The following is a 21,093-nucleotide window of genomic DNA, read 5'->3' as shown; positions in this document are numbered from 1 at the left end:
AGGCACCAATAAATCAATATATTCAAGGCAGTATTACGTGCGATTATTTTCACAACTAAGTTGGTATTTTTTGAGTGAATGGCGGCGCTATCTCGGCGCTGTTTGCTTTTTAATTATCATTGCAATCTTACAATTAGTTCCCCCACGCATTGTTGGTGTTGTTGTTGATGGAATAAGTAAAGGAACAATGTCGACAAAGCAATTGATCACTTATGTTTTAGTCATGCTGTTGATTGCATTAGTTGTGTATGGTTTGCGCTATGTTTGGCGTTTGTGGCTATTTGGTGCTTCTTATAAGTTAGCCGTACAACTACGACAAAAATTTTATCGGCAATTAAGTCTGCAAAACCAAGCATTTTACCTTAGATATCGAACAGGGGATTTAATTGCACGTACAACAAATGATGTTGACCGAGTTGTGTTTGCTGCAGGTGAAGGGGTTTTAACATTAGTTGACTCATTAGTGATGGGGTGTGCGGTGCTCATCATGATGAGCGTTGAAATTAGTTGGCAGCTTACTTTACTTGCACTTATTCCAATGCCAATTATGGCATTAATCATTAAACGTTATGGGGATCAGCTTCATCAGCGTTTCAAGCATGCCCAAGGGGCATTTTCGTCTTTAAATAATCATGCACAAGAAAGTTTAACAAGTATCCGTATGATTAAAGCTTTTGGCCTTGAAGATCATCAATCAAATCAATTTGAACAGGTAGCTACTGAGGCAGGGCGTCGCAATATGCACGTTGCTAAAGTTGATGCGCGTTTTGACCCCACTATTTTTATGGCGATTGGTATGGCCAACTTACTCGCTATTGCAGGGGGAAGCTGGATGGTATTAAACGACACATTGACGCTAGGCGAATTAACGAGCTTTGTAATGTATCTAGGGTTAATGATTTGGCCGATGTTAGCTCTCGCATGGATGTTTAATATCGTTGAACGAGGTAGTGCGGCTTATAGCCGTATTCTAAGTTTGCTCAATGAACCGTTAGTTATTCAGGATGGTTCGCATTCATTACAGCCTGAAAAGGGAAATTTGAATGTGAATATCATCAACTTTTGTTATCCAGAAACCACAAGAACAGCATTGCATGATATTAATTTTGACCTAAAACCTGGGCAATTTTTAGGGATATGTGGGCCAACAGGATCTGGAAAATCAACATTGTTGACGTTATTACAACGTCAGTTTGATATTACGGAAGGGGTTATTTGCTATCAAGGTTTGCCGCTACCCGAAATTCGTTTAGATGAATGGCGTACTCGGTTATCTATCGTAAATCAGTCTCCATTTCTGTTTTCAGATACAGTCGCAGGGAATATCGCGCTTGGGCGGCCTGACGCCACTCAAGAAGAAATTGAACAGGCTGCGTCTATCGCTTGTGTACATGATGATATTTTACGTTTACCTGAAGGCTATTCTACTCAGGTTGGTGAGCGTGGCGTCATGTTATCAGGCGGACAGAAACAACGAATTTCTATCGCAAGGGCTATCTTGCAGAATGCGGAAATTTTGGTGTTGGATGACGCACTTTCTGCCGTTGATGGGCAGACTGAGTTTACAATTTTACAAAATTTAAGTCATTGGCGAGAAGATAGAACCATGATTATCAGCGCCCATCGTCTATCTGCATTGGTAGAAGCGGACAATATTCTAGTGCTATCTCAAGGTACTATTGTTAGCCGAGGTAGACATGACACGCTTATTGAGCAATCGGGTTGGTATAAAGATATGTATCAATATCAACAGATTGAAGCAGCTTTGGATGGTGATCTATGAGCCAAAAGAAACCGCTATGGCCAGCACTTAAGCGTTTACTTGCTTACGGAAAAGCGTACCGAGGAACCATGGGTATTGCCATTGCAATGCTATGGTTAGCTGCTATTGCAGAAGTTAGTGGGCCTCTGCTAATCAGTTATTTTATTGATAACATGATAGCGAAAAAACAAATTATCATGCCACTGGCTTTATATATGGCTGTTGGTTTTATATTGCTCCAAGTTATTGCTGCACTATTACATTACTATCAAATTATTTTATTTAATAAAGCTTCTGTGGGGGTAGTGCAAACATTGCGAACAGATGTGATGAATGCCGCTCTTAGGCAGCCTCTAAGTGCATTTGATAAACAGCCAGTTGGTCAGTTAATTTCACGAGTTACAAATGATACTGAAGTTATTAAAGATCTATTTGTAATGGTTGTACCAACCGTTTTTCGAAGCTTAGCGCTGATCTGTGCCATGCTGGTTGCCATGTTTTCATTGGAATGGCGTATGGCATCAATTGCAGTGATGATTTTTCCTGCCGTATTTGTGGTAATGCTTGTTTATCAGCGCTTAAGCACACCGATTGTACGTCGTGTAAGATCTTATCTTGCTGATATTAATAACGGTTTTAATGAAGTTATTAATGGCATGACGGTTATTCAGCAATTTATCCAGCAAGCTAGGTTTGGCGAAAAAATGCAAAGTATTAGCCAAGACCATTATTTTGCAAGAATGAAAGCATTAAAACTTGATGGCTTATTGTTAAGGCCATTGCTGAGCTTACTTTCTGCTTCAGTATTATGTGGCTTACTATTGCTATTTGGATTCGAAGGAACGACCACTATTGGTGTTGGTGTTTTATATGCTTTTATTAATTATTTAGGCCGCTTGAATGAACCGCTCATTGAATTAACTTCTCAGCAGTCAATGTTGCAGCAAGCCGTTGTTTCTGGTGAGCGTGTTTTTGAATTAATGGATAGCCCGCAACAAGGCTATGGCGAAAGTATGGAGCCGTTACAAGGTGGTTCAATCTCAATTAACCATTTATCCTTTGCCTATCGTGATAACAACATTGTGCTTAAAGATATTAATTTACAAGTGCCTGATAATAATTTTATTGCATTGGTCGGCCATACAGGAAGTGGTAAAAGTACCATTGCAAATTTAATTATGGGATATTACCCATGGCAAGAAGGGGATATTTTACTTGATGGACGTCATTTAAGTTCACTATCTCATCAAGTATTACGTAATGGTATTGCAATGGTGCAACAAGACCCTGTTGTTCTCGCCGCTTCTTTTTTTGATAACGTCGCATTAGGACGTGAAATTAGCCAAGATAAAGTCTGGGAAGTTCTTGAAACTGTTCAGCTTGCGGAATTGGTTCGTGGGTTACCTGATGGGTTAGATACCGTGCTCGGTGAACAAGGAAATACGTTATCTGTTGGGCAAAGGCAATTACTAGCGATGGCCCGAGTACTTGTGGTGACACCTAAAATTTTAATTTTGGATGAAGCAACCGCGAATATTGACTCAGGAACAGAGCAAGCGATACAAAAAGCATTACGTGTGATCCGCCAACATACTACGTTAGTGGTGATAGCTCACCGTTTATCGACGATCGTCGATGCTGATCAGGTCGTTGTGTTACATCGTGGTGCAATTGTTGAGCAAGGCAAACATTCACAGCTTTTGCAACAAAAAGGACGTTATTATCAAATGTACCAGTTGCAACAAGTTGGGGAATCACTGAATGCCCATAGTGATGCTGAAGTTGAGGCTATACCTAGTTAATTATTCTGCACTCTTATAATGCATCCTCTAAAGCCACTCATCCGAGTGGTTTTTTATTTCGTCCTTTCTTATTGAATTATATGAGTAAATATATTTTGGCACACGGTTTGCTATAACGTCAGTGCTGTTCAAAGTATTGAGCAGTTTATTCACCTGACTTATAGGAGTGAACATGAAATATATCATCGCGATCATTAAGCCATTTAAATTAGATGAAGTTCGAGAAGCGTTATCAGATATTGGAGTTCAAGGGCTTACCATTACTGAAGTTCGAGGCTTTGGGAGGCAAAAAGGACATGCCGAATTGTACAGAGGTGCTGAATATACTGTCGATTTTTTACCTAAAGTACGTATGGAAATAGCCGTTTCTGATGAGTTGGTGGAGCAGGTAATTGAAACAATTGAAAAAAAAGCTTATACGGGCCAAGTTGGGGATGGAAAAATATTTATTTTGTCATTAGAGCAAGCAGTACGTATTCGTACAGGTGAAAAACAAGACGAAGCACTGTAGGAGAGCAACTATGCGCAAAGGGTTCCAATACTTATTCTTATTGTTATTAATGGGTGGTTTTCCAATAACCGTGTTTGCTGCAGAGGAAACTCTGGATAAAGCGGATAACGCATTCATGATGATAGCGACTGCTTTAGTTATTTTTATGATACTACCAGGTATCGCATTATTTTATGGCGGGTTACTAAGAAGTAAAAATGTTCTTTCTTTGATGGCTCAAACTGCCGTTATTTTTGCTTTGGTGTCTGTTATTTGGATTGTTTATGGATACAGTTTAGCTTTTAGTGAGGGAAATGATTTTATCGGTGGTTTTAGCCAGATTATGTTGAAAGATATTACTGTGGAAAGCTTATCTGGGCCGATCCCTCAATTTATTCACGTCGTGTTTCAAGGTGCATTTGCATGCTTAACGGTTGCATTAGTGATTGGTGCATTAGGGGAGCGAATTAAATTTTCTGCAATTTTAATTTTTACCCTTATTTGGACTACATTTGCTTATTTGCCAATGGCACATATGGTGTGGGGAGGCGGTATTTTATCGCAAGATGGCGCATTAGATTTTGCTGGAGGTACGGTTGTTCATATTAATGCGGCTGTTGCAGGCTTAGTTGGTGCTTACTTACTTGGGCATCGTACCGGCTTAGGGAAAGAAGCCATTAAACCTCATAACCTACCTATGGTATTTATGGGAACGTCTATATTATTCATTGGCTGGTTTGGTTTCAATGCAGGTTCGGCCGGAAGTGCAAATAGTATCGCTGCACTGGCGTTTGTGAACACTATCGCAGCTGCAGCTGGTGCTATCTTATCGTGGACTTTAGCGGAATGGCTTTTCAGGGAGAAACCTTCATTATTAGGGGCTTGCTCTGGATGTTTGGCTGGGTTGGTTGGTGTTACACCTGCAGCGGGTACTGTGGGTGTTGGCGGGGCATTAATTATTGGGCTACTTTCTGGGTTGGCGGGTTTATGGGGGGTAGTAATTTTAAAACGTCGGTTAAAAGTTGATGATGTTTGCGATGTTTTTGGCGTTCACGGAGTCTGTGGCATTTTAGGTTGTTTACTCACGGGGGTATTTACCTCAACTGCATTAGGAGGAAGTGGCTATGTGGAAGGTATTACGATGATGAAACAAGTAGGAATTCAAGCCGTTAGCATCCTAGTTTGTGTTGTTTGGACTGCAATTGTTGCTTATATCGCATTTAAAATCGCAGCGAAAACATCAGGCTTACGAATTAATGTTGAAAAAGAAAGGGAAGGCTTAGATATCACTTCTCATGGTGAGAGTGCCTACAATTAACCTTCATGTAAAGATAATTACAGGATAATACTGTGTTTTATGTAAATTGATAATGGCAGCTTATTGCTGGCTGCCATTACCTTTTTAAACTGACTAATTTATTTCTCTAAGTAAGTAATCACTTACTTTAAATGTCGGTTATTTACGGGATTGTCGTTGGCGAATTACGCCTTCTTGAACTGCAGTTGCAACAAGATCACCTTGTAAATTATAGATTTGTCCTTTCACGAAACCCCTCCCTCCTGATGCTGAAGGGCTTTCTACAGCGTACAGTAACCAATCATCAATTTTAAATGGGCGATGGAACCACATTGAATGGTCAATAGTTGCAACCTGTAAGTCGCGTTCCATAAATCCCCTACCATGCGGCTGTAATGCGGCAGGAAGGAAATTGTAATCAGAGGCATAACCTAATAAATAGTGGTGTAGTGAAGGTATATCAGGCAGTTGCCCTTTCGCTTTGAACCAAATATAACGAAATGGTTCTTGAGGTGCGGCATCGAATGGGCTGTAAAATTCAACGGGACGAAATTCAAAAGGGGTTGGCCGAAGAGCATATTTTTTAACTGCTTCCGGTAATTTATCAGCCAAACTTTGAACAATATCATCTTGAGAAATTAATTTTGTAGGTGGTGGTACATCTGGCATTAAGTTTTGATGGCTATAACCTTCTTCTTGCGATTGAAATGATGCAGTCATAAAGAAGATAGGTTTGCCATTTTGAATGGCACTTACTCGGCGTGCGCTAAAGCTTCCGCCATCGCGTAAAATTTCGACGTCATAAATAATAGGGCGTGAGCTATCGCCAGGGCGTAAAAAATAACTATGAAAAGAATTAATTGCTCTTTCTTCAGGTATGGTTTGCTTCGCTGCATACATGGCTTGTCCAACAACTTGTCCACCAAAAACTTGAGGTAAACCAAGGTCTTCACTTTGTCCTCGAAAAATACCTTCTTCAATTTTTTCGAGTTCAATTAGGCTAATTAAATTCTGTAATTCTGGGCTCATAGTCATCTTAGTTCTGTTATACGTAAATGAGATACTGGTATTTTCCCATTATTTACCCTGAATAGGTAGATTAATTACTATCGAATAAATTGGGGTTACGTATTGTTACATTTGGAAATATAAATGTATTATTCTACCAATATTAGTTATACTTTTTATCATTCCCTCGTCAGAAAATGATTTGTCTATTCCGACTATTTAAAAATGTTTTATTAAACATTGTGTTATAGGTAATAACTATGAAGTTTTTTCGCTACATTGTTAGCTTATTAGTGCTTTTAACGTTGGTTAGCTGTGAAGGGAATAGCACCAAGCCCAGCGAAAAAGCACTTAATGCTCAAAATAGTAATAATAACCAGACGGTCGATTCAGGGAAAATCGAGGGGCGTGTGGTGATTTTACAGGATACTGTTTTACCTGAAGACGCGGTTGTTACAATTACTTTGGCGGATACAACGGTTGCGGACTTACCCGCACTAATATTATCTCAAAAATATTACAATTCAGTGAATAATCGCCCAACCATTCCTTTTGAACTAACTTACCAAAAAAATGAAGTTAGGCAGGAAGGCTCGCTAGTTGTTAATGCAACCGTGAACGCGAATGGGAAACTTTTATACATTAGTGATAGCGTTGTAGAGGTTATCAATAATGGTGTCACAAAAAATGTTGAATTGTTGATGGTACCTGCGAATTAGTCAATAAGTGACTTTTTAGTTGAGTCGCTATTCTTATATGCACCTGTGTAATAAATCGTCACTTGGTCAGGGGTTTCTTGCTATTTCAATGACTATCAAGCATAATGCCCCTGCTTTGAAAGAAGCATTCAATGGGGGCTCTGTTGGTTCTCCCGCAACGCTAACTTGTTAACTTGGTCAGGTCCGGAAGGAAGCAGCCATAGCAGGGGTCGTGTGTGCCGGGATGTCGCTGGCAGGGCTCCCACCCAACTCAGCATCTTTGCCTTTCCTCTCATCTATATATTCTAATTTATTATAAGTATGTTATTTAATTATATTTTATAATTGTTAATTAAATTCTAAATCTCAAATAAATTCTAAAGTTAAAAAAAGAAAGGTTAAGAATACAACATTAATTGTTGACTATTATAATAAGAAAAATTGATATGCTAAAATTAAAAGCAATAAATTTCCATTAGCATAATTATAATGCCAATAATAAAACGATAATTACATTGCGTCCAGCCGATAAGGGGATTTACCGGCTACAACCATTCACTATCTGTGCGTGTTAATAAGATATTACCTAACAAATTTCCAAACAGAAGCTGGAATTTTATCATAAAGCTTATTCATTGTGAGCTCAGCTAAGCGGTGATCTGCAGCTGAATAGAATAGCTCTAGCTCATCATCAGATAATTCATACTTATTTTTTTCAATGACACGCTCAAGAGTTTCAATTGTTGTGCATTTTCTTAAACGCATCAGATAATCAGATTTGGTCATAATACCCTTTCTTTTGTGCAAAATTACTTATTGATATACGGTTTTGTAGTTGAACTAAAGATAAATAATATCTTTAGGTTTTGCTGGTTAGACACTTTAGGTCATCATCCAACACAGTGACAAGACTCTGATTCATTGCTTCCCAGTCTATAATTTCACTGAGTGTGATGACTGGGCTGCCGAATAAATCATAGGTCTCATCGAGATACTCTTCGATAAGTGATATAACAAGATTTTCTTTTGGATATTTGATCTTAAACCGCCATACAAATGCAGCGATATGTTCAATGAGTTCATTCAAGGCTGCGCTTTGCGGGGAGCTTAAATCATTAATCCAGTGTGTATTTGTTTTTTGTAAGCTTAAAATAGCGTCTCTATTGAGGCTATTACATAAGTATTTTAGTTCTGCTATATCGTGTCTTTTGGGTGAGTATTCATCCATAATCACCTCCGCAGGCGAATCTGACTTTTGCTGTGTGTATTTTTTATCAATAATGTCATGTTAACTAATTAAAGCACCTATGTTCAATATAAAAGGTTGCATGTTAATATATTGAAAAATATAAGATTATTGCTAGTTCGTTAAACTTTCGAAGATTATTAATATAATACATAAGCGATATTCGAATACGGACTGGCAGCTCGGACTAAACTAGCCGCGATATAATAATAGCATTATTATCACATATGTCACCAGCAATAAACTACTTTTTTCTAGTTTATTAGCAAGTTGTTGGGGGCTGAGTCGCGTATGTTCTGCTTAAACTCAATTTTATGAAGTATTTAAATTATAGTTTAACCATCGGTTATTTTAGTACAGTGAATATGAAGTGTTTATACAAAAGATGTTATAAAAATTATTTTCCTATTTAATTCATTCAAATAATTTATTTTTACTAATAAGAGAATTAAAAATAAAAAAGCTTTTGCCTTAAATAGACAAAAGCTTTTTTGATGAGACTAACTTAAAGATAGAGGTTTAAGGTTACCCCTGGTTTCAGGTCGGCCATTTTAACACCTGAATTCCAAGTCATTAAATCATTGAGCTTTATGCCATGACGTTTCGCAATACTATAATAGGAGTCGCCTTTTCTTACTTTATAGGTTTTCACCTTACGGCTACTTGCAGCAGGCACTGAGCTCGTAACTTTTAATACTTGTCCTGGCTTGATAACACTCGCAGTTTTTAACCCATTTAGCTTTTGAATATTCTTGGCGGTAGTATTGAATTTTTTTGCAATACTTGCGACAGATTCGCCTTTGCGTACTTTATATGTAGCTATTTTAGCTCGATTTTGACGCGCGCTAGAAATTGCAGTGGGTTGGGCTGTTTTTACCTGTTGATTTTGTTGTGCGGCTAAACGAATCGTGTTTAAAACATCTTCATCTGAGAGTGATGTTTTGAATTGTTCAGCTTTTGCTGTAGGTAACATAATATAATGAGGGCCACTTGGCGATGTTATGCCGCGTGTATAACCAGAATTATACGTTTTTACCGATTCAACAGTTAACCCTGCCAACTCAGCGGCTTGAGATAACGTGATTTGTTGACCAACATCGATTTGCGTGAGTGCTCGATTTTTATTACTTGTTGGTAAATTAACTTGGTACTTTTCGGGATTTTTCAATACTTGGCTAAGTGCTAAGATTTTTGGTACATATTGTTTGGTTTCTTTCGGTAAAGAGAGTGACCAAAAATCAGTAGGTAGCCCAGCAGCTTCGTTTTTCTTGATAGCATTTTGAACACAGCCTTCCCCACAGTTATAGGCAGCAAGGGTGAGTTCCCAATCGTGGCCAAACATAACATTTAAGTTTTCGAGAAGATCAAAAGCTGCTTTAGTTGAAGAAACCACATCTCTGCGTTCATCAACCCATTGTGTTTGTTTTAGTCCATATGAACGTGCAGTGATAGGAACAATTTGCCATAGGCCTGCAGCTTGTGCTGGAGAAGTCGCTTTAGGATTAAAAGAGCTTTCAATAATAGGAATTAACGCTAACTCCATGGGTAAATTGCGCTCATTAATTTCGTCTACGATGAGGTACATATATGGCTCAGCTCTTAATGCCACATCGTAGACAAAACGTTGTTTATCTAAATAACTATTTGCGAGTTCCCTAATTTGAGGTTTATCAGGGACATCCATTTTTAGTTCATCACTAATATAACCCCATAGGTCATAGTCGGCTTTAGGTAATTGTCGACTGGCTGCTTGGTTATGTGATGCAACAGTTTCAATAGTATGATTAGTTGGAGTTTTGTTCTGCTTAATTTTTTTCGGGGCAGTTTGGCATCCGGCCAACAGAACAATGGCGATAAGCGTCGCGATTATCTTCATTCTTTTCTATTGTTCTTCATTTTGATGTTTAAAAGTCGAACAATAATACTTATCCCACCCCGATATGACAATCATTAAACTTTAATATTGATCTTTTAATTGACGCAACAGGGTGAAAACTGCTCTTAAAGGTGGATTTTGTATATTAATATTGAGCTTTTTCTGTAATTGAAGGTTATCGCATTGTAGAAAAACATTTATTTTTTTCTCTTTTTTCAATGTGGTAGGTACCGTTGGTTGATGTTTGTCACGTATTTGCGTTATTTTTTGTAAATATTGTGTAATCGCTTCATTTTCAGGCCATACATGGTGTGCAAATTTGAGATTAGATAAAGTATATTCATGGGCACAGCAAATTAAGGTTTCATCAGGAAGCTCAGCAATTTTTTGGATAGATTCGAACATTTGTTCCGGTGTTCCTTCAAATATCCGTCCGCAACCTGCAGAGAACAGCGTGTCACCACAGAATAGATAAGGAGCTTGGTAAAAGCCGATGTGTTCAGAGGTATGGCCTGATAATGCAATAACCTGTAGGTTGAACTCGTTAATTATGACCTTATCACCGTTTTCGACTATTTCTGTTGCCCCTTTAGATTGGGTTTCTTTTGGGCCAAAAACAGGAAGAGTTGTAAATTTGCTTAAAATCCCTTTGACGCCACCGGTATGGTCATTATGGTGGTGAGTTAATAGGATGGCGACAGGCGTCAACTGTTTAGCTGTAATTATTTCAAGCACAGGCTCTGCCTCTGCAGGGTCAACGATGATACACTGTCGGTGGCCATCGACTAAAACCCAAATGTAGTTATCGTTTAAAGCTGGTACTCGAATTAACTCCATAATGACCTCGATACTTGTTAATAGTTAATAGGGGAATTTCATGAAGCCTGCGCGTATTGATAAAAAAATTCAAATGCCAGTTAGTTGGTCTGACATTCCTTTTGGAGAACAATATCGTCAAGCCATAGAAAATCAACTTAGCCCTTGGTGGCCGAAGATATTTGGCTTTCATTTGCTTAAGTTAGGTCATTTAAGCACTGAAATCCATACCGAAGGCTGCTTAATCTCTCATCAATTCAATGTTGGTACTGGTGACCCTCGTTTTAATCTTATTGCTAAGCCTGAAGCGTTACCATTAACCCAAAAATCAATAGATGCTTGTCTAATGACTCATTGTTTGGCATATAGTCATGATCCTCATTGGCTTTTACGGGAGGTTGACCGGGTGTTAATCGACGATGGCTGGCTAATCATTTCAGGTTTTAATCCTTTCAGTCTCGTCGGAATGGCGAAACTCGTGCCTGTTTTACGTAAACGGCAGCCTTATTGTAGCCGTTTTTTCCCTTCAGTTAGGGTATTTGATTGGTTAAGTTTATTAAACTATGAAGTTTTGTATCATCGTAATTGCCAAATATTTCCTTGGTTGAGCGCACAGAGACGAGTGAATAAAAACTGTGGGGGAATTGGGGCTCTAAGCGTGATTGTGGCGCGGAAACGGACTTATCCGCTGACTCCGACGCCACTAAAATTCAAGCAACCGAAGGTTAAGATTGGAACAGCACTCGGTGCGGCGAAGGAGATCAGTAAATCAATGAAGATAGACGACCCTTCTTAGTTTTGTGCAGGCTGGTAACCTGTATCTTCTTTAGTCGGCGCTGAAGCGGCAGCTCGAGCCAGTTCATCACATTTCTCATTTTCAGGGTGGCCTGCGTGGCCTTTAACCCAGCGCCAATCAATCGTATGTCGTTGGATGGCATCATCAAGGCGCTTCCATAAATCCACATTAACGACAGGGGATTTATCTGCCTTTCGCCATTGTTTTCGTTTCCAGCCATGGATCCATTGTGTGATTCCTTGTCGTACGTATTGGCTATCAGTGGTTAAAATAATATCACAAGGCCTTGTTAGTGATTCTAATGCAACGATGGCTGCAAGTAGTTCCATGCGGTTATTCGTGGTTAAAAAATATCCATCACTCAATGTTTTTTCATGTTGTTGGTAGCGTAGAACAACGCCATATCCACCCGGGCCAGGATTGCCCAAACAGGAACCATCCGTGAAAATTTCTACCTGCTTTGTCATTTCTGTTACACTCTATATTATTCGTTCCTTTCTAGTTTGACACAAAAAAACATTATGAGCACGGTGATAACCAGACAAATTGTCCTTGATACTGAAACAACCGGTATGAATAAACTCGGTGTTCATTATGAAGGGCACAACATAATTGAGATTGGAGCGGTTGAAGTGATTAACCGCCGACTCACGGGGCGTAATTTTCATGTGTACATTAAACCTGACCGTTTAGTGGATCCTGAGGCATTTGAAGTGCATGGGATAAGTGATGAATTTTTACAAGATAAACCTGTTTTTGCTGAAATTGCGGATGAATTCCTTGAATTTATTCGAGGTGCAGAACTGGTCATCCATAATGCCCCCTTTGATATCGGTTTTATGGACTATGAATTCCGTAAGCTCAATAAAGGTATTCCGCCTACGCAAGAATTTTGTACTATCACTGATAGCTTAGTATTGGCTCGCAAACTTTTTCCTGGTAAACGGAATAACTTGGATGCGTTATGTGACCGTTATTTAATTGATAACGCTAAACGAACGCTGCACGGGGCTTTACTCGATGCTGAAATCCTGTCTGATGTCTATTTGGCAATGACTGGCGGGCAAACTTCATTATCATTTTCGATGGATTCGGAGTCAGCTAATAATGAGCAAGAGTATGAAATTCAAAGGATTGAGCGTCCTCAAAGCGGTCTTAGAGTGATTTTTGCTTCTGATGAAGAAATGATTGCTCATGAAGCTCGGTTGGATATTGTTGATAAAAAGGGTGGTAAACCCTGTCTTTGGCGGCAATCTTCTGATGAAGCTGAAAATTTACACTAATAATTGATTTCATTATTTATACTTGTTTAGGAAAATGGATAGAAAAGCCTCTCAAGGCTAAAAACTGTTCAACTGCGCGATTTAACAAGAAAAAGTGTTGACGGGGTCTTCAAGTATTCGTAATATGCATGGCGTTCCCAGCAGGGAACATCAGGAGCGGTAGTTCAGTTGGTTAGAATACCTGCCTGTCACGCAGGGGGTCGCGGGTTCGAGTCCCGTCCGTTCCGCCAAATTATAACGCCACGCTAATTTATTAGCGTGGCGTTTTCTTTTTTGTATGACTGTATTTAACTGCACTAAAAGTTCCTTTCTATAGATATCATTTTTTGCTTCTAATAACTTCTTCGAGTTAAGTTTTGATATAATGAGATTTATAAATAGTAAACTTGCGAGAATAATTCAAATTTCTTTCAATCATATTAACTATTTTAAAATTTTTTCATGTTGTTATTGATATATGATTTTGAGCACTTACCTTAAAATTAATTTCTTATTTAAAATAATTGATTTGAATTTTTTATTACTATATTAATAGTAATTCGCATGAACTCTAACTAAGATAACAGATCTGAAGTAATCTAACCAATCTTTTCCTAATACTTTAAGATATGTATGAAGGCTATCAATAGAAATAGCAGATTGGCCATTCTCATATCTTGATATTTGTTGTTGGCTCAAATTTAATAGTTTTCCTACCTCTGTACCCGTTAATGATCTTTCAATACGTGCAGATTTTAAGTATTTTGCGGTGGCCATAACAATATCTAGGTCGTTATTTATATTCAATTCTTTAGTATTGATATGTTTCATTTTATATTCTCTCTATTATAAATTTATTATCTAAAAGTTAGCTATTAATGATAGCATTACTTTAAATTTTTTGGCTTTCTCAATGAAGGATAGATTATATTTTTTAGTTACTAATGTGAAATTGTTTTAATGAATCAAAAATAGTTTATTTAATAGACTCTGACTATCAATATAGGTATTAATAATGACTATAAGCTATTAAACTAAAATATAGGTTTTTATAATTCAATAAAAACAATGCGTTATGTTAACTTGAAGGGGTGGCTTAAAAGTAGAGATATAATAAATAATAAATGAAAAAAATGCATTTATAGTCATATAAAAGTAATTATTTATATTTTTACATAAAATTACAGAAAGTATTTATAGATTAAGTTGAAATGGTGACTTATTAAGGGTTGAGCTAGTACTTATCGATAGGTAGCATATAAATTTAATTCTAGATAAAAGTATAATCAAACCTAATTAGTTGGAGAGAAATAGAAATGATAATAAGAAGCAAAGATGCAATACTTGCTATTCTCTAAACTTTATAATTGGAACGCTATATATTAAATTGTATTTAATTTGGCTTGTCTGCTACAGACAAAATAAGGGCCAAACGAACTTGAAAAAAGGTACCAATCAGGTGTTATTTCATCAATTTCTACATATGCAATTGAATTTAGGTTGAATGCTTTGAAATATTTTTCGAATATATCATCAGGAACATTATCATTTGTGGATTTTCTGTCATAACTTATGGTTAATTTTAAGTCTTTTATATATTTTCTTGATGATTGATTGAAATGAACAACTCGATTGACAGTATACATCTTATCAGTTGTAATTGTTCCTAATAATTTAATATACCCACTGTTATCATTGTTTTTTACTAATTTCATATCTAGCGAATATGATGATTTATTATTAGCCAATATGAAATTAGAGGAAACAGTTGCTTCGCAATATTGCGCTTTGTTTTTTTCTAAATTCAAATTAAACAACAAGAAAATGATGATTAATGAAAATAATAGTATCAATGAGTATAGTGTTTTATTAGTCATTTTTTTCCTGCCAGTTTATTCTTGTTGAAATGCAATCTTTGTTTTTTTTGCATTTTACTAATAAGCTATGTTTGTTTTTTCCTAAGTTTTGTATGTTGTTGTAATAATAAAAGATATCAGAATCTTCACAGGTTAAGTTAAAATCAATTGCTTGTTTGCCTATTGTATCACTTATGTTTTTTTCATAGTTATCTTTGAACCCATAAACGGGACAATCGCCAATTGTGCTAATTTTGTATGATTGTATTGATGTATATGGGTATTTTACTGCATAAATTTGATTTACAAGGTAAATAATCACCAAAAGTAAAAAAACACTAATTATCAATAATGTTTTTTTAATAATATGATTTTTATTACTAAGTACTAGTGATTTGGCAGATTTACTGCTTGAAGTGGGAGGGTTAGCTAGGCTTTTCTCTATTTTGTTATTGAACTTGGCAATCGATTCTTCAATTTGGATTTCAGAAGAAATAACAAGGCCTTTTTTTGATATGCTTAGAATCGCATTTTCAACTAAAAGCTGTTGATGTAATACTTTCCTTAATGTACTAATGTATTGGTTAAGGGTGTTTATCGAAACTTTTAAGTCATATTTATTTAGTATTTTTTTTAGTATCTCTTCGCGAGTGATAGTCGTTTTGTTATTTTGAATTAGTATTATAAAGATATAGTTCAATATGGGGGTTAATTTCATTACACTGAGTTCTGTGTCAACCCTAAATATTTCACCTAAGTCAGAATTATATTTTATTATGTTATTCAGTATATATATCATACATGACTCTTATTTAGTTATTAAAATATGTGCTTAATTTGGTCACTTTTAGCTAACATGATAGTCATTGATTTTAAAGTAATTATATCAGTGTAATATACTACTCTTTTTTTGAGAAGAAAATATGAAAATAAATTTTTGTTTATAATTATTGGTTATATATGTAATGGTGAAAAATTTCAGTGTATCGTATTAATGAAACTGACATTTTTTGTTTTGATGTTTTATATGTAGGCAAAAAACAGTATTAATCACTATTTCAAGTCATAGGTATCTAAATTAATTTGCTATTTTTAATAAGCTGAAACAATTTTTCATAACTGAGTTTTATGAATTTTTAATACCTTTAAGTAATTATAGATACAGAGTACCTATCGAATTATGATTAGATAATTCAATTTTTATTTAAACAGTAGCATAGTTAAATTTGATAGTCTTTTTAATTGATTGATATCATTGGTTCTTATGTGCAATTACCAATTGGGTAATATTTATCAAAGATTACAATATATTTACGACTTTTCTTTTTAAGACGCTCATCTTTAGACTCTTGGCCTGGTAATAAGTAAAATACATAAGGTTCGGAATCATCATTAGCATCACAGTTTTCATGTAAGAGCACTCTAAAATAGGTATTCCCCGTATTTTTTAGAATACGAGTACTTGGATTAAGGTCATATTTGAAGTCTGGTTTTTTGGGTCTTACAACGAAATAGGTTTCTAGGCTAACCGTTGGGTAAAATAAAGGTCGCTTTTTTTGTTCATCATCATTACGCATATCAAGAGGCGTTTCGCTAATGATGATTTTATAATAGCGCTCAGTCTCATCGGTTTCTCCTCGATAAAAAATTTTAAAAAACTCTTGTTCTCCAGGTAATAAAATTTTCTTCAATGGAGTAAAAATAATCTCGCCATTATGGAGAGGTGTTCCATGTTCTTGGTTACCTGGTTTATCAATTTTGTAGGCACTAAAATTATATAAATTAGTTTTATCTGTGTCATTGATGTATGGCTTAGAAAAAAACTCTTGTCCTGACTCCATCGAAGAAATATCTGCATTGATATATAAAGCAACAGCACTATTGCAAAGCATTGATAGCACAATCAAGAATAGGATTTTAAGTAAATAAAATGGTTTCATATTAAAAATTCAAGCCAAAGTTTAAGTGTATATGAGGTTCAATAAAAGGGCCACTTGAGCTTTTACAAGTCGCCCTATTAGTCGTCACTAGATATTATTGAATATCGGGTCCAGTCCAAATTGCTTTGACAGTTATTGTGCCACTTGCAGAAACGGTTCCTAACCAATCAATGCCATCTAATGTAAAAAATGATTCAGAGTCATTCATTGGGAATGATAAATCTAAGTTAGTCCGATAAAAAGATCCTAAATCCTCATTAGGCCTATCCCATGGTGTTTCAGACCATAATGCATTTTTTAATGAAACTTCATTGCTATCACAACTTGCTCGGTGTGATTCTTTAGCGCCATTTTCATTTTTAAATGAAAGATAAGCGGAAAAAGGGACATTAAGTTTATTATCGCTCGAGGTAAATAAACAGTATGATTGTCCTTTTAATGTTGTGTTTGGTCCTTCAACTTTTGCTGTAATAGAATCCGCTTGCCTTGGGCCACTGGTTGTGACGATATAATTAAATTCTATTGGTGGTTCATCATTGCCGACTTTGCCCGTTTTCGATTGGTTTGGGTTAAAGTCTGCAGGAATAATGCTGATTCCATAATCCCTCGGTTTAATTATTAAGAAATTTGAAGGCGTAAATTCATAAAATCCCGATTGAGGAAGTGGCGATTGAAAACCAAAAGTATACACGCTATCAGCGAGTGTAACGGTTGAATTAGGTGAAGCATCAACAATTGACTTTAGATACTCATTTGAGAGAAAAACCTCAATATTTTGCGAACCATTATTAAAGATCTCTGACATATTTGTTGTTGAGGACCAATTCGTCCAGCGTGTGCTGTTACTCCCTTTATATTGAATAAGTGCAGCTCGAGGGTCCCTAGCTAAGCCTAATTTTGCACTATCAATATACATACGAACTGTAAATGTACCGCCGATAGATTGCCCTTGGGTTTCTAATTCAACTAACTTACAAATAATTCCAGATGCATTTCCAACAATTCCTGTCGAGCAAAAGTTAGAACCAAGTCCAATAGTTGGATTGCCATTGCTATCCACAAAGACTTCTTGTAAGGCTCCCGTTCCTTTTAGGATAATATTGCCTTTTTTATTGGTTGGAATGTAATGTTGTTGTGTTGTTGTTCTTCCGCCACTCGTCATACAGGTTGCGTTACTTAAATCATAATCATCGCGGCTTGTACAGGTTCTTAAATCAAAAGTATATTCTGTTCCTGGTGGTATTTCGGCTAACCAGCGATAAAAAGATTCAGAAAATATCGGTCTTGAATATCCAGACTCACCAGGTGTTCCTGTTTGTTGGATTTTATACGCACCATTATCTCGTAACTGCTGAGCTGACCAATAAGACGTCGCTGGGCAATTTCGGTTATTTGTCATGCAACGATTCCCGATAAAAGGTTGGCTTACGGGAGAATTTTCTAACCAAATATCACCTGTATTATAAGTTGAGCTAAAAGGTGTTCCTGTATATCCCATATAACCTAAGCTGTATTGCCTATTGCGCTGGTATTTTGTGAATACATTTGAGCCCGAGAAGCGTGGGTCAACTCTATTAGCAACAATAAAGAATTCGTTATCAACTTGGTTTTCGACAATGACATACTCTTGTAATGGTGCTGTTGCAGAAAACGAATTCGGTATTAGAGCCGAAAATGAAATAAAAAGTGCTGTTATCGATAATAATCGCATATTAAATTAGCCTTTAAAGTGATAATTAACGTTTAGCAAATGCTTCTTGAGGTTCACATGTCACCTCACCGACCCACAATGCACCACGTGCACCTTGAAGGTTTAAATCTGCTTCACAAATTGTTTGCTGATCATCTTGTAATAACGATATCACTGGATATCGGACGTCAACATCCATGGAAAACTCACCATTTTGATCTGTTTTTGTGCGACCAATATGATTTCGAATTGAGGCATATTTTATATATTCACCATTTGGTGATTTCAGACGGCCAAATACCGTAACTAATTGCCTTACCTCTGGTTGATAAAGAGCAATGTTTCCTGGGTATAATGTGACGGATTTATTTCGCCCTGAGACAATATCAAAGCTGTCTTTTGATTTTCCGTCATTCATTAATTGAATGTCATAATCCGAATAAGGGGATAGTGGAATAAAGGTATTTTTTCCGCTAATTGGGTAATTCTGCCCATTTACTTTTGCGACCATGCTGCCGCTACCTTTTATATCGGAATTAATAATAACGCCTGATTTACCTTGCTGCCCACTTGGCATGATCATGCCGTCGCTATATGCCACTGAGCCACGAGAGGTTAAGTTGCCATTAAGCCTGTTATTATCGGGGCGATTAATCGTCACGGTACCTGAATTATATTTAGTATCATAGGAAGCATAGCCTAATGTTGAAAAATTGGATTCACCATTATCTTTATCTCGGACTAATTTGGAGACAGAAACCCCTGCATTAGTAATCACCGAATCTTCAAAATTTTTATTCGCATAAATATTCGCTTTCACATTACCATTTGTTGAGGAAACACCTGTACTCAACCATGTTGATAAAGGTAAGGAAAAATCGAGGTTAATATATTTTTCGTTGGTACTATTTTGATTATCATAATGATAACGTTGTACACCTGCTCTTAGCCCCACGGTTCCATAACGGCCAGAGAATAATGTATTTGCATATTCATAGTTAATTGAATCACTGCCAATACGACGATCTTTAGTATTACTAATAGTCAGTGACCCAGTTCTATCAATTATTTTGTCAAAGTTAATGGTTCCGCCATAAGAATAGCTGTCAGCATCATAAAGTGGTAAATCACCGCTCACGACAGTTTTTTCTTTTGATGCCCATAAAGAACCGTAACCTTCTGGTATATTGACAGAAAGAGTCGCAATGTTACGATAACTGCCATGGTTTTCTAGCATGCCTTGCCAGTTAACTGAGATATAGTTATTTAAAGCCGCATTGATACTCGTTTCTTGTACAACAAATTTATCAAACCCATAATTTGACATTTGAAAACGCACGCCAGACAACACAGGGAAGTTATAAGCGAAAGAGGCTCCGATTAAATGGCTTTTACCCGGAGTTTGGCTTGTTGAGCCTTCATTTCTTACATAATGACGCTTATCAAAGTCAATATAACCACCATAAATTTCCCAATTGAGTTTATCAAAACCGCCAGTTATCGCGCCGAAGGATTTATTAATTGTTTGGTGCTGTGTTGTGACAATTTTGCCATCGACAACCGTCTCAATAGTGACGTCGTAAATGCCATAGGGCAGTACACTTGTATCAATTTCAAAATTACCCATGGGAAAATTTTGAATATTTAATAACTTACCTTGTCGATAAATACGTACTTCACCTGGGCTATTTAAAAAAGCATAAATCGGTGTGAGTGATTGCTGCTTATTTGTCACCATACTTGAGGAATTGTTCCCTATTGATGCCGCATAAATTTTACTGCTGCTAAGGGCAGTTAAGCTGGCAATAGACTGCAAATTCCACGTACTCATTAGCCCAAGCGCAAAACGGAATCCGTTGAAATCACGCTCATACATTGCACGATACAGTTCAACATTAGAATTAGATTTTCCAATGCTATATGCTGATGCATTTACATTAAAGTGATGTTCTGCAGCTGCGAATAATGTATCTAAATTGAAATAACTACTGGATGTATCTTTTGAATCTTTAACACGGCTCTGAAATACCCCTAAATCATAGTTAGCTACTGCTGAAAATGAATTAACTGAAGAATTTCCTAGTACAGATTGCCGCGCATGTTCTTTTGGCGAAAAAGCAGCTTTATCAACATCTAATGATAAATTAAATGAAGAAATGTTTAATTGAAGAGTTGCATTATTATCAATAATAATGCCATTACTTTCATTAAAAATGGCATCCTTTTTTTCTTCAAGTTTATCGACTAGTAAATTATTTAGTTTCGCACCGTGCTCATTTTCAATGAGATGAATACTTGATAATTTAATATTATCATGATCGATTACAATAACTGCATCTGCAATTTTGCTTTCGCTCTGATTGGTTACCGTATCATCATTTAGTCGTAAAAAAACAGGTACAGACATTCCTTCTTCCAATGCACTAACAAATGCAGGAGGAATAATATATCCACCGATCTTAACGCTTTTCATTTCATTGGCATTAATCGTATTCGAAAAAATAATACTTAATATTGATAAAGCAATAGCACTTTTACGCATAATTTAAGTCCA

At 36.5% G+C, this 21,093-nt stretch carries 19 protein-coding genes, 1 tRNA gene and 1 other RNA gene; 9 read left to right on the top strand and 12 right to left on the bottom strand.

The window, feature by feature from the left end; translation table 11 throughout:
* Window positions 1-37 precede the first annotated feature (37 nt).
* The 4 genes from PSF09_RS14585 to amtB all read left to right on the top strand — a co-directional run bounded on the left by PSF09_RS14585 (window position 38) and on the right by amtB (window position 5,372).
* A complete protein-coding gene (locus PSF09_RS14585; protein ID WP_272684070.1) occupies window positions 38-1,783 on the top strand; it encodes a SmdA family multidrug ABC transporter permease/ATP-binding protein in 1,746 nt (581 codons plus the stop codon).
* The gene (locus PSF09_RS14580; protein WP_272665566.1) at window positions 1,780-3,564 is read left to right on the top strand and encodes a SmdB family multidrug efflux ABC transporter permease/ATP-binding protein; all 1,785 of its coding nucleotides are present in this window, start codon (window positions 1,780-1,782) and stop codon (window positions 3,562-3,564) included. Before PSF09_RS14585 ends, PSF09_RS14580 begins: the two co-directional genes overlap by 4 nt.
* A 172-nt stretch (window positions 3,565-3,736) precedes the next feature.
* Window positions 3,737-4,075, top strand: coding sequence for a P-II family nitrogen regulator (glnK, locus tag PSF09_RS14575; RefSeq protein ID WP_004905421.1), 339 nt, complete (start codon window positions 3,737-3,739; stop codon window positions 4,073-4,075).
* A gap of 49 nt (window positions 4,076-4,124) precedes the next feature.
* A complete protein-coding gene (gene amtB, locus PSF09_RS14570) occupies window positions 4,125-5,372 on the top strand; it encodes an ammonium transporter AmtB (protein ID WP_272665595.1) in 1,248 nt (415 codons plus the stop codon).
* A gap of 138 nt (window positions 5,373-5,510) precedes the next feature.
* On the opposite strand, the gene tesB is transcribed toward amtB, so the two are convergent.
* Window positions 5,511-6,380, bottom strand: coding sequence for an acyl-CoA thioesterase II (tesB, locus tag PSF09_RS14565; protein ID WP_210836530.1), 870 nt, complete (start codon window positions 6,378-6,380; stop codon window positions 5,511-5,513).
* Between the two features lie 239 nt (window positions 6,381-6,619).
* Here tesB and PSF09_RS14560 point away from each other — a divergent pair, with 239 nt between their 5' ends.
* Window positions 6,620-7,078 carry a YbaY family lipoprotein gene (locus PSF09_RS14560; RefSeq protein WP_210836531.1) on the top strand — a complete coding sequence of 153 codons (459 nt, stop codon included), beginning with the start codon at window positions 6,620-6,622 and terminating at the stop codon, window positions 7,076-7,078.
* Window positions 7,079-7,219: 141 nt separating this feature from the next.
* Window positions 7,220-7,316, top strand: an RNA gene (ffs, locus tag PSF09_RS14555) — signal recognition particle sRNA small type.
* 323 nt (window positions 7,317-7,639) lie between these two features.
* Here the strand turns inward: ffs and PSF09_RS14550 are convergent.
* The 4 genes from PSF09_RS14550 to gloB form a co-directional block, all read right to left on the bottom strand.
* Complete coding sequence (locus PSF09_RS14550; RefSeq protein WP_004905417.1) at window positions 7,640-7,843, bottom strand: HHA domain-containing protein; 204 nt, start codon at window positions 7,841-7,843, stop codon at window positions 7,640-7,642.
* Window positions 7,844-7,916: 73 nt separating this feature from the next.
* Window positions 7,917-8,285 (bottom strand): Hha toxicity modulator TomB, encoded by a 369-nt coding sequence (gene tomB, locus PSF09_RS14545; RefSeq protein WP_004914480.1) that lies wholly within the window; start codon window positions 8,283-8,285, stop codon window positions 7,917-7,919.
* A gap of 523 nt (window positions 8,286-8,808) precedes the next feature.
* Complete coding sequence (gene mltD / locus PSF09_RS14540) at window positions 8,809-10,179, bottom strand: murein transglycosylase D (protein ID WP_272665565.1); 1,371 nt, start codon at window positions 10,177-10,179, stop codon at window positions 8,809-8,811.
* Between the two features lie 81 nt (window positions 10,180-10,260).
* The gene (gene gloB / locus PSF09_RS14535; RefSeq protein ID WP_272665564.1) at window positions 10,261-11,016 is read right to left on the bottom strand and encodes a hydroxyacylglutathione hydrolase; all 756 of its coding nucleotides are present in this window, start codon (window positions 11,014-11,016) and stop codon (window positions 10,261-10,263) included.
* A 40-nt stretch (window positions 11,017-11,056) separates the two neighbouring features.
* On the opposite strand from gloB, the gene PSF09_RS14530 reads away from it, so the two are divergent.
* Window positions 11,057-11,791 (top strand): class I SAM-dependent methyltransferase, encoded by a 735-nt coding sequence (locus PSF09_RS14530; protein WP_004914475.1) that lies wholly within the window; start codon window positions 11,057-11,059, stop codon window positions 11,789-11,791.
* On the opposite strand, the gene rnhA is transcribed toward PSF09_RS14530, so the two are convergent.
* Window positions 11,788-12,258, bottom strand: coding sequence for a ribonuclease HI (gene rnhA / locus PSF09_RS14525; RefSeq protein ID WP_004914473.1), 471 nt, complete (start codon window positions 12,256-12,258; stop codon window positions 11,788-11,790). The genes PSF09_RS14530 and rnhA overlap by 4 nt on opposite strands.
* 54 nt (window positions 12,259-12,312) lie before the next feature.
* On the opposite strand from rnhA, the gene dnaQ reads away from it, so the two are divergent.
* Window positions 12,313-13,074: a DNA polymerase III subunit epsilon gene (gene dnaQ, locus PSF09_RS14520; protein WP_272665563.1), complete on the top strand. Its 762-nt coding sequence runs from the start codon at window positions 12,313-12,315 to the stop codon at window positions 13,072-13,074.
* 153 nt (window positions 13,075-13,227) lie between these two features.
* Window positions 13,228-13,304: transfer RNA gene (locus PSF09_RS14515), tRNA-Asp, on the top strand.
* 298 nt (window positions 13,305-13,602) lie between these two features.
* Here PSF09_RS14515 and PSF09_RS14510 read toward each other — a convergent pair.
* From PSF09_RS14510 to PSF09_RS14485, 6 genes are all read right to left on the bottom strand, one after another.
* Window positions 13,603-13,884, bottom strand: coding sequence for a helix-turn-helix domain-containing protein (locus PSF09_RS14510; RefSeq protein ID WP_272665562.1), 282 nt, complete (start codon window positions 13,882-13,884; stop codon window positions 13,603-13,605).
* 551 nt (window positions 13,885-14,435) lie between these two features.
* Window positions 14,436-14,930, bottom strand: coding sequence for a FidL-like protein (locus tag PSF09_RS14505; RefSeq protein WP_272665561.1), 495 nt, complete (start codon window positions 14,928-14,930; stop codon window positions 14,436-14,438).
* Complete coding sequence (locus tag PSF09_RS14500) at window positions 14,923-15,708, bottom strand: winged helix-turn-helix domain-containing protein (protein WP_272684069.1); 786 nt, start codon at window positions 15,706-15,708, stop codon at window positions 14,923-14,925. Before PSF09_RS14500 ends, PSF09_RS14505 begins: the two co-directional genes overlap by 8 nt.
* Window positions 15,709-16,171: 463 nt before the next feature.
* Complete coding sequence (locus tag PSF09_RS14495; RefSeq protein ID WP_371031638.1) at window positions 16,172-16,801, bottom strand: fimbrial protein; 630 nt, start codon at window positions 16,799-16,801, stop codon at window positions 16,172-16,174.
* Window positions 16,802-16,943: 142 nt separating this feature from the next.
* On the bottom strand, window positions 16,944-18,560 hold the full coding sequence (locus tag PSF09_RS14490; RefSeq protein ID WP_210840333.1) for a fimbrial protein: 1,617 nt from the start codon (window positions 18,558-18,560) through the stop codon (window positions 16,944-16,946).
* Between the two features lie 25 nt (window positions 18,561-18,585).
* Window positions 18,586-21,081 (bottom strand): TcfC E-set like domain-containing protein, encoded by a 2,496-nt coding sequence (locus PSF09_RS14485; protein WP_272665559.1) that lies wholly within the window; start codon window positions 21,079-21,081, stop codon window positions 18,586-18,588.
* Between the last annotated feature and the right edge of the window lie 12 nt (window positions 21,082-21,093).

The organism is Providencia sp. PROV141 (assembly GCF_028481645.1).
In the GTDB taxonomy this organism is placed as follows: domain Bacteria; phylum Pseudomonadota; class Gammaproteobacteria; order Enterobacterales; family Enterobacteriaceae; genus Providencia; species Providencia rettgeri.
The sequence above is the reverse complement of the archived record's forward strand: the minus strand, read 5'-3'. Positions and strand labels throughout refer to the sequence as shown.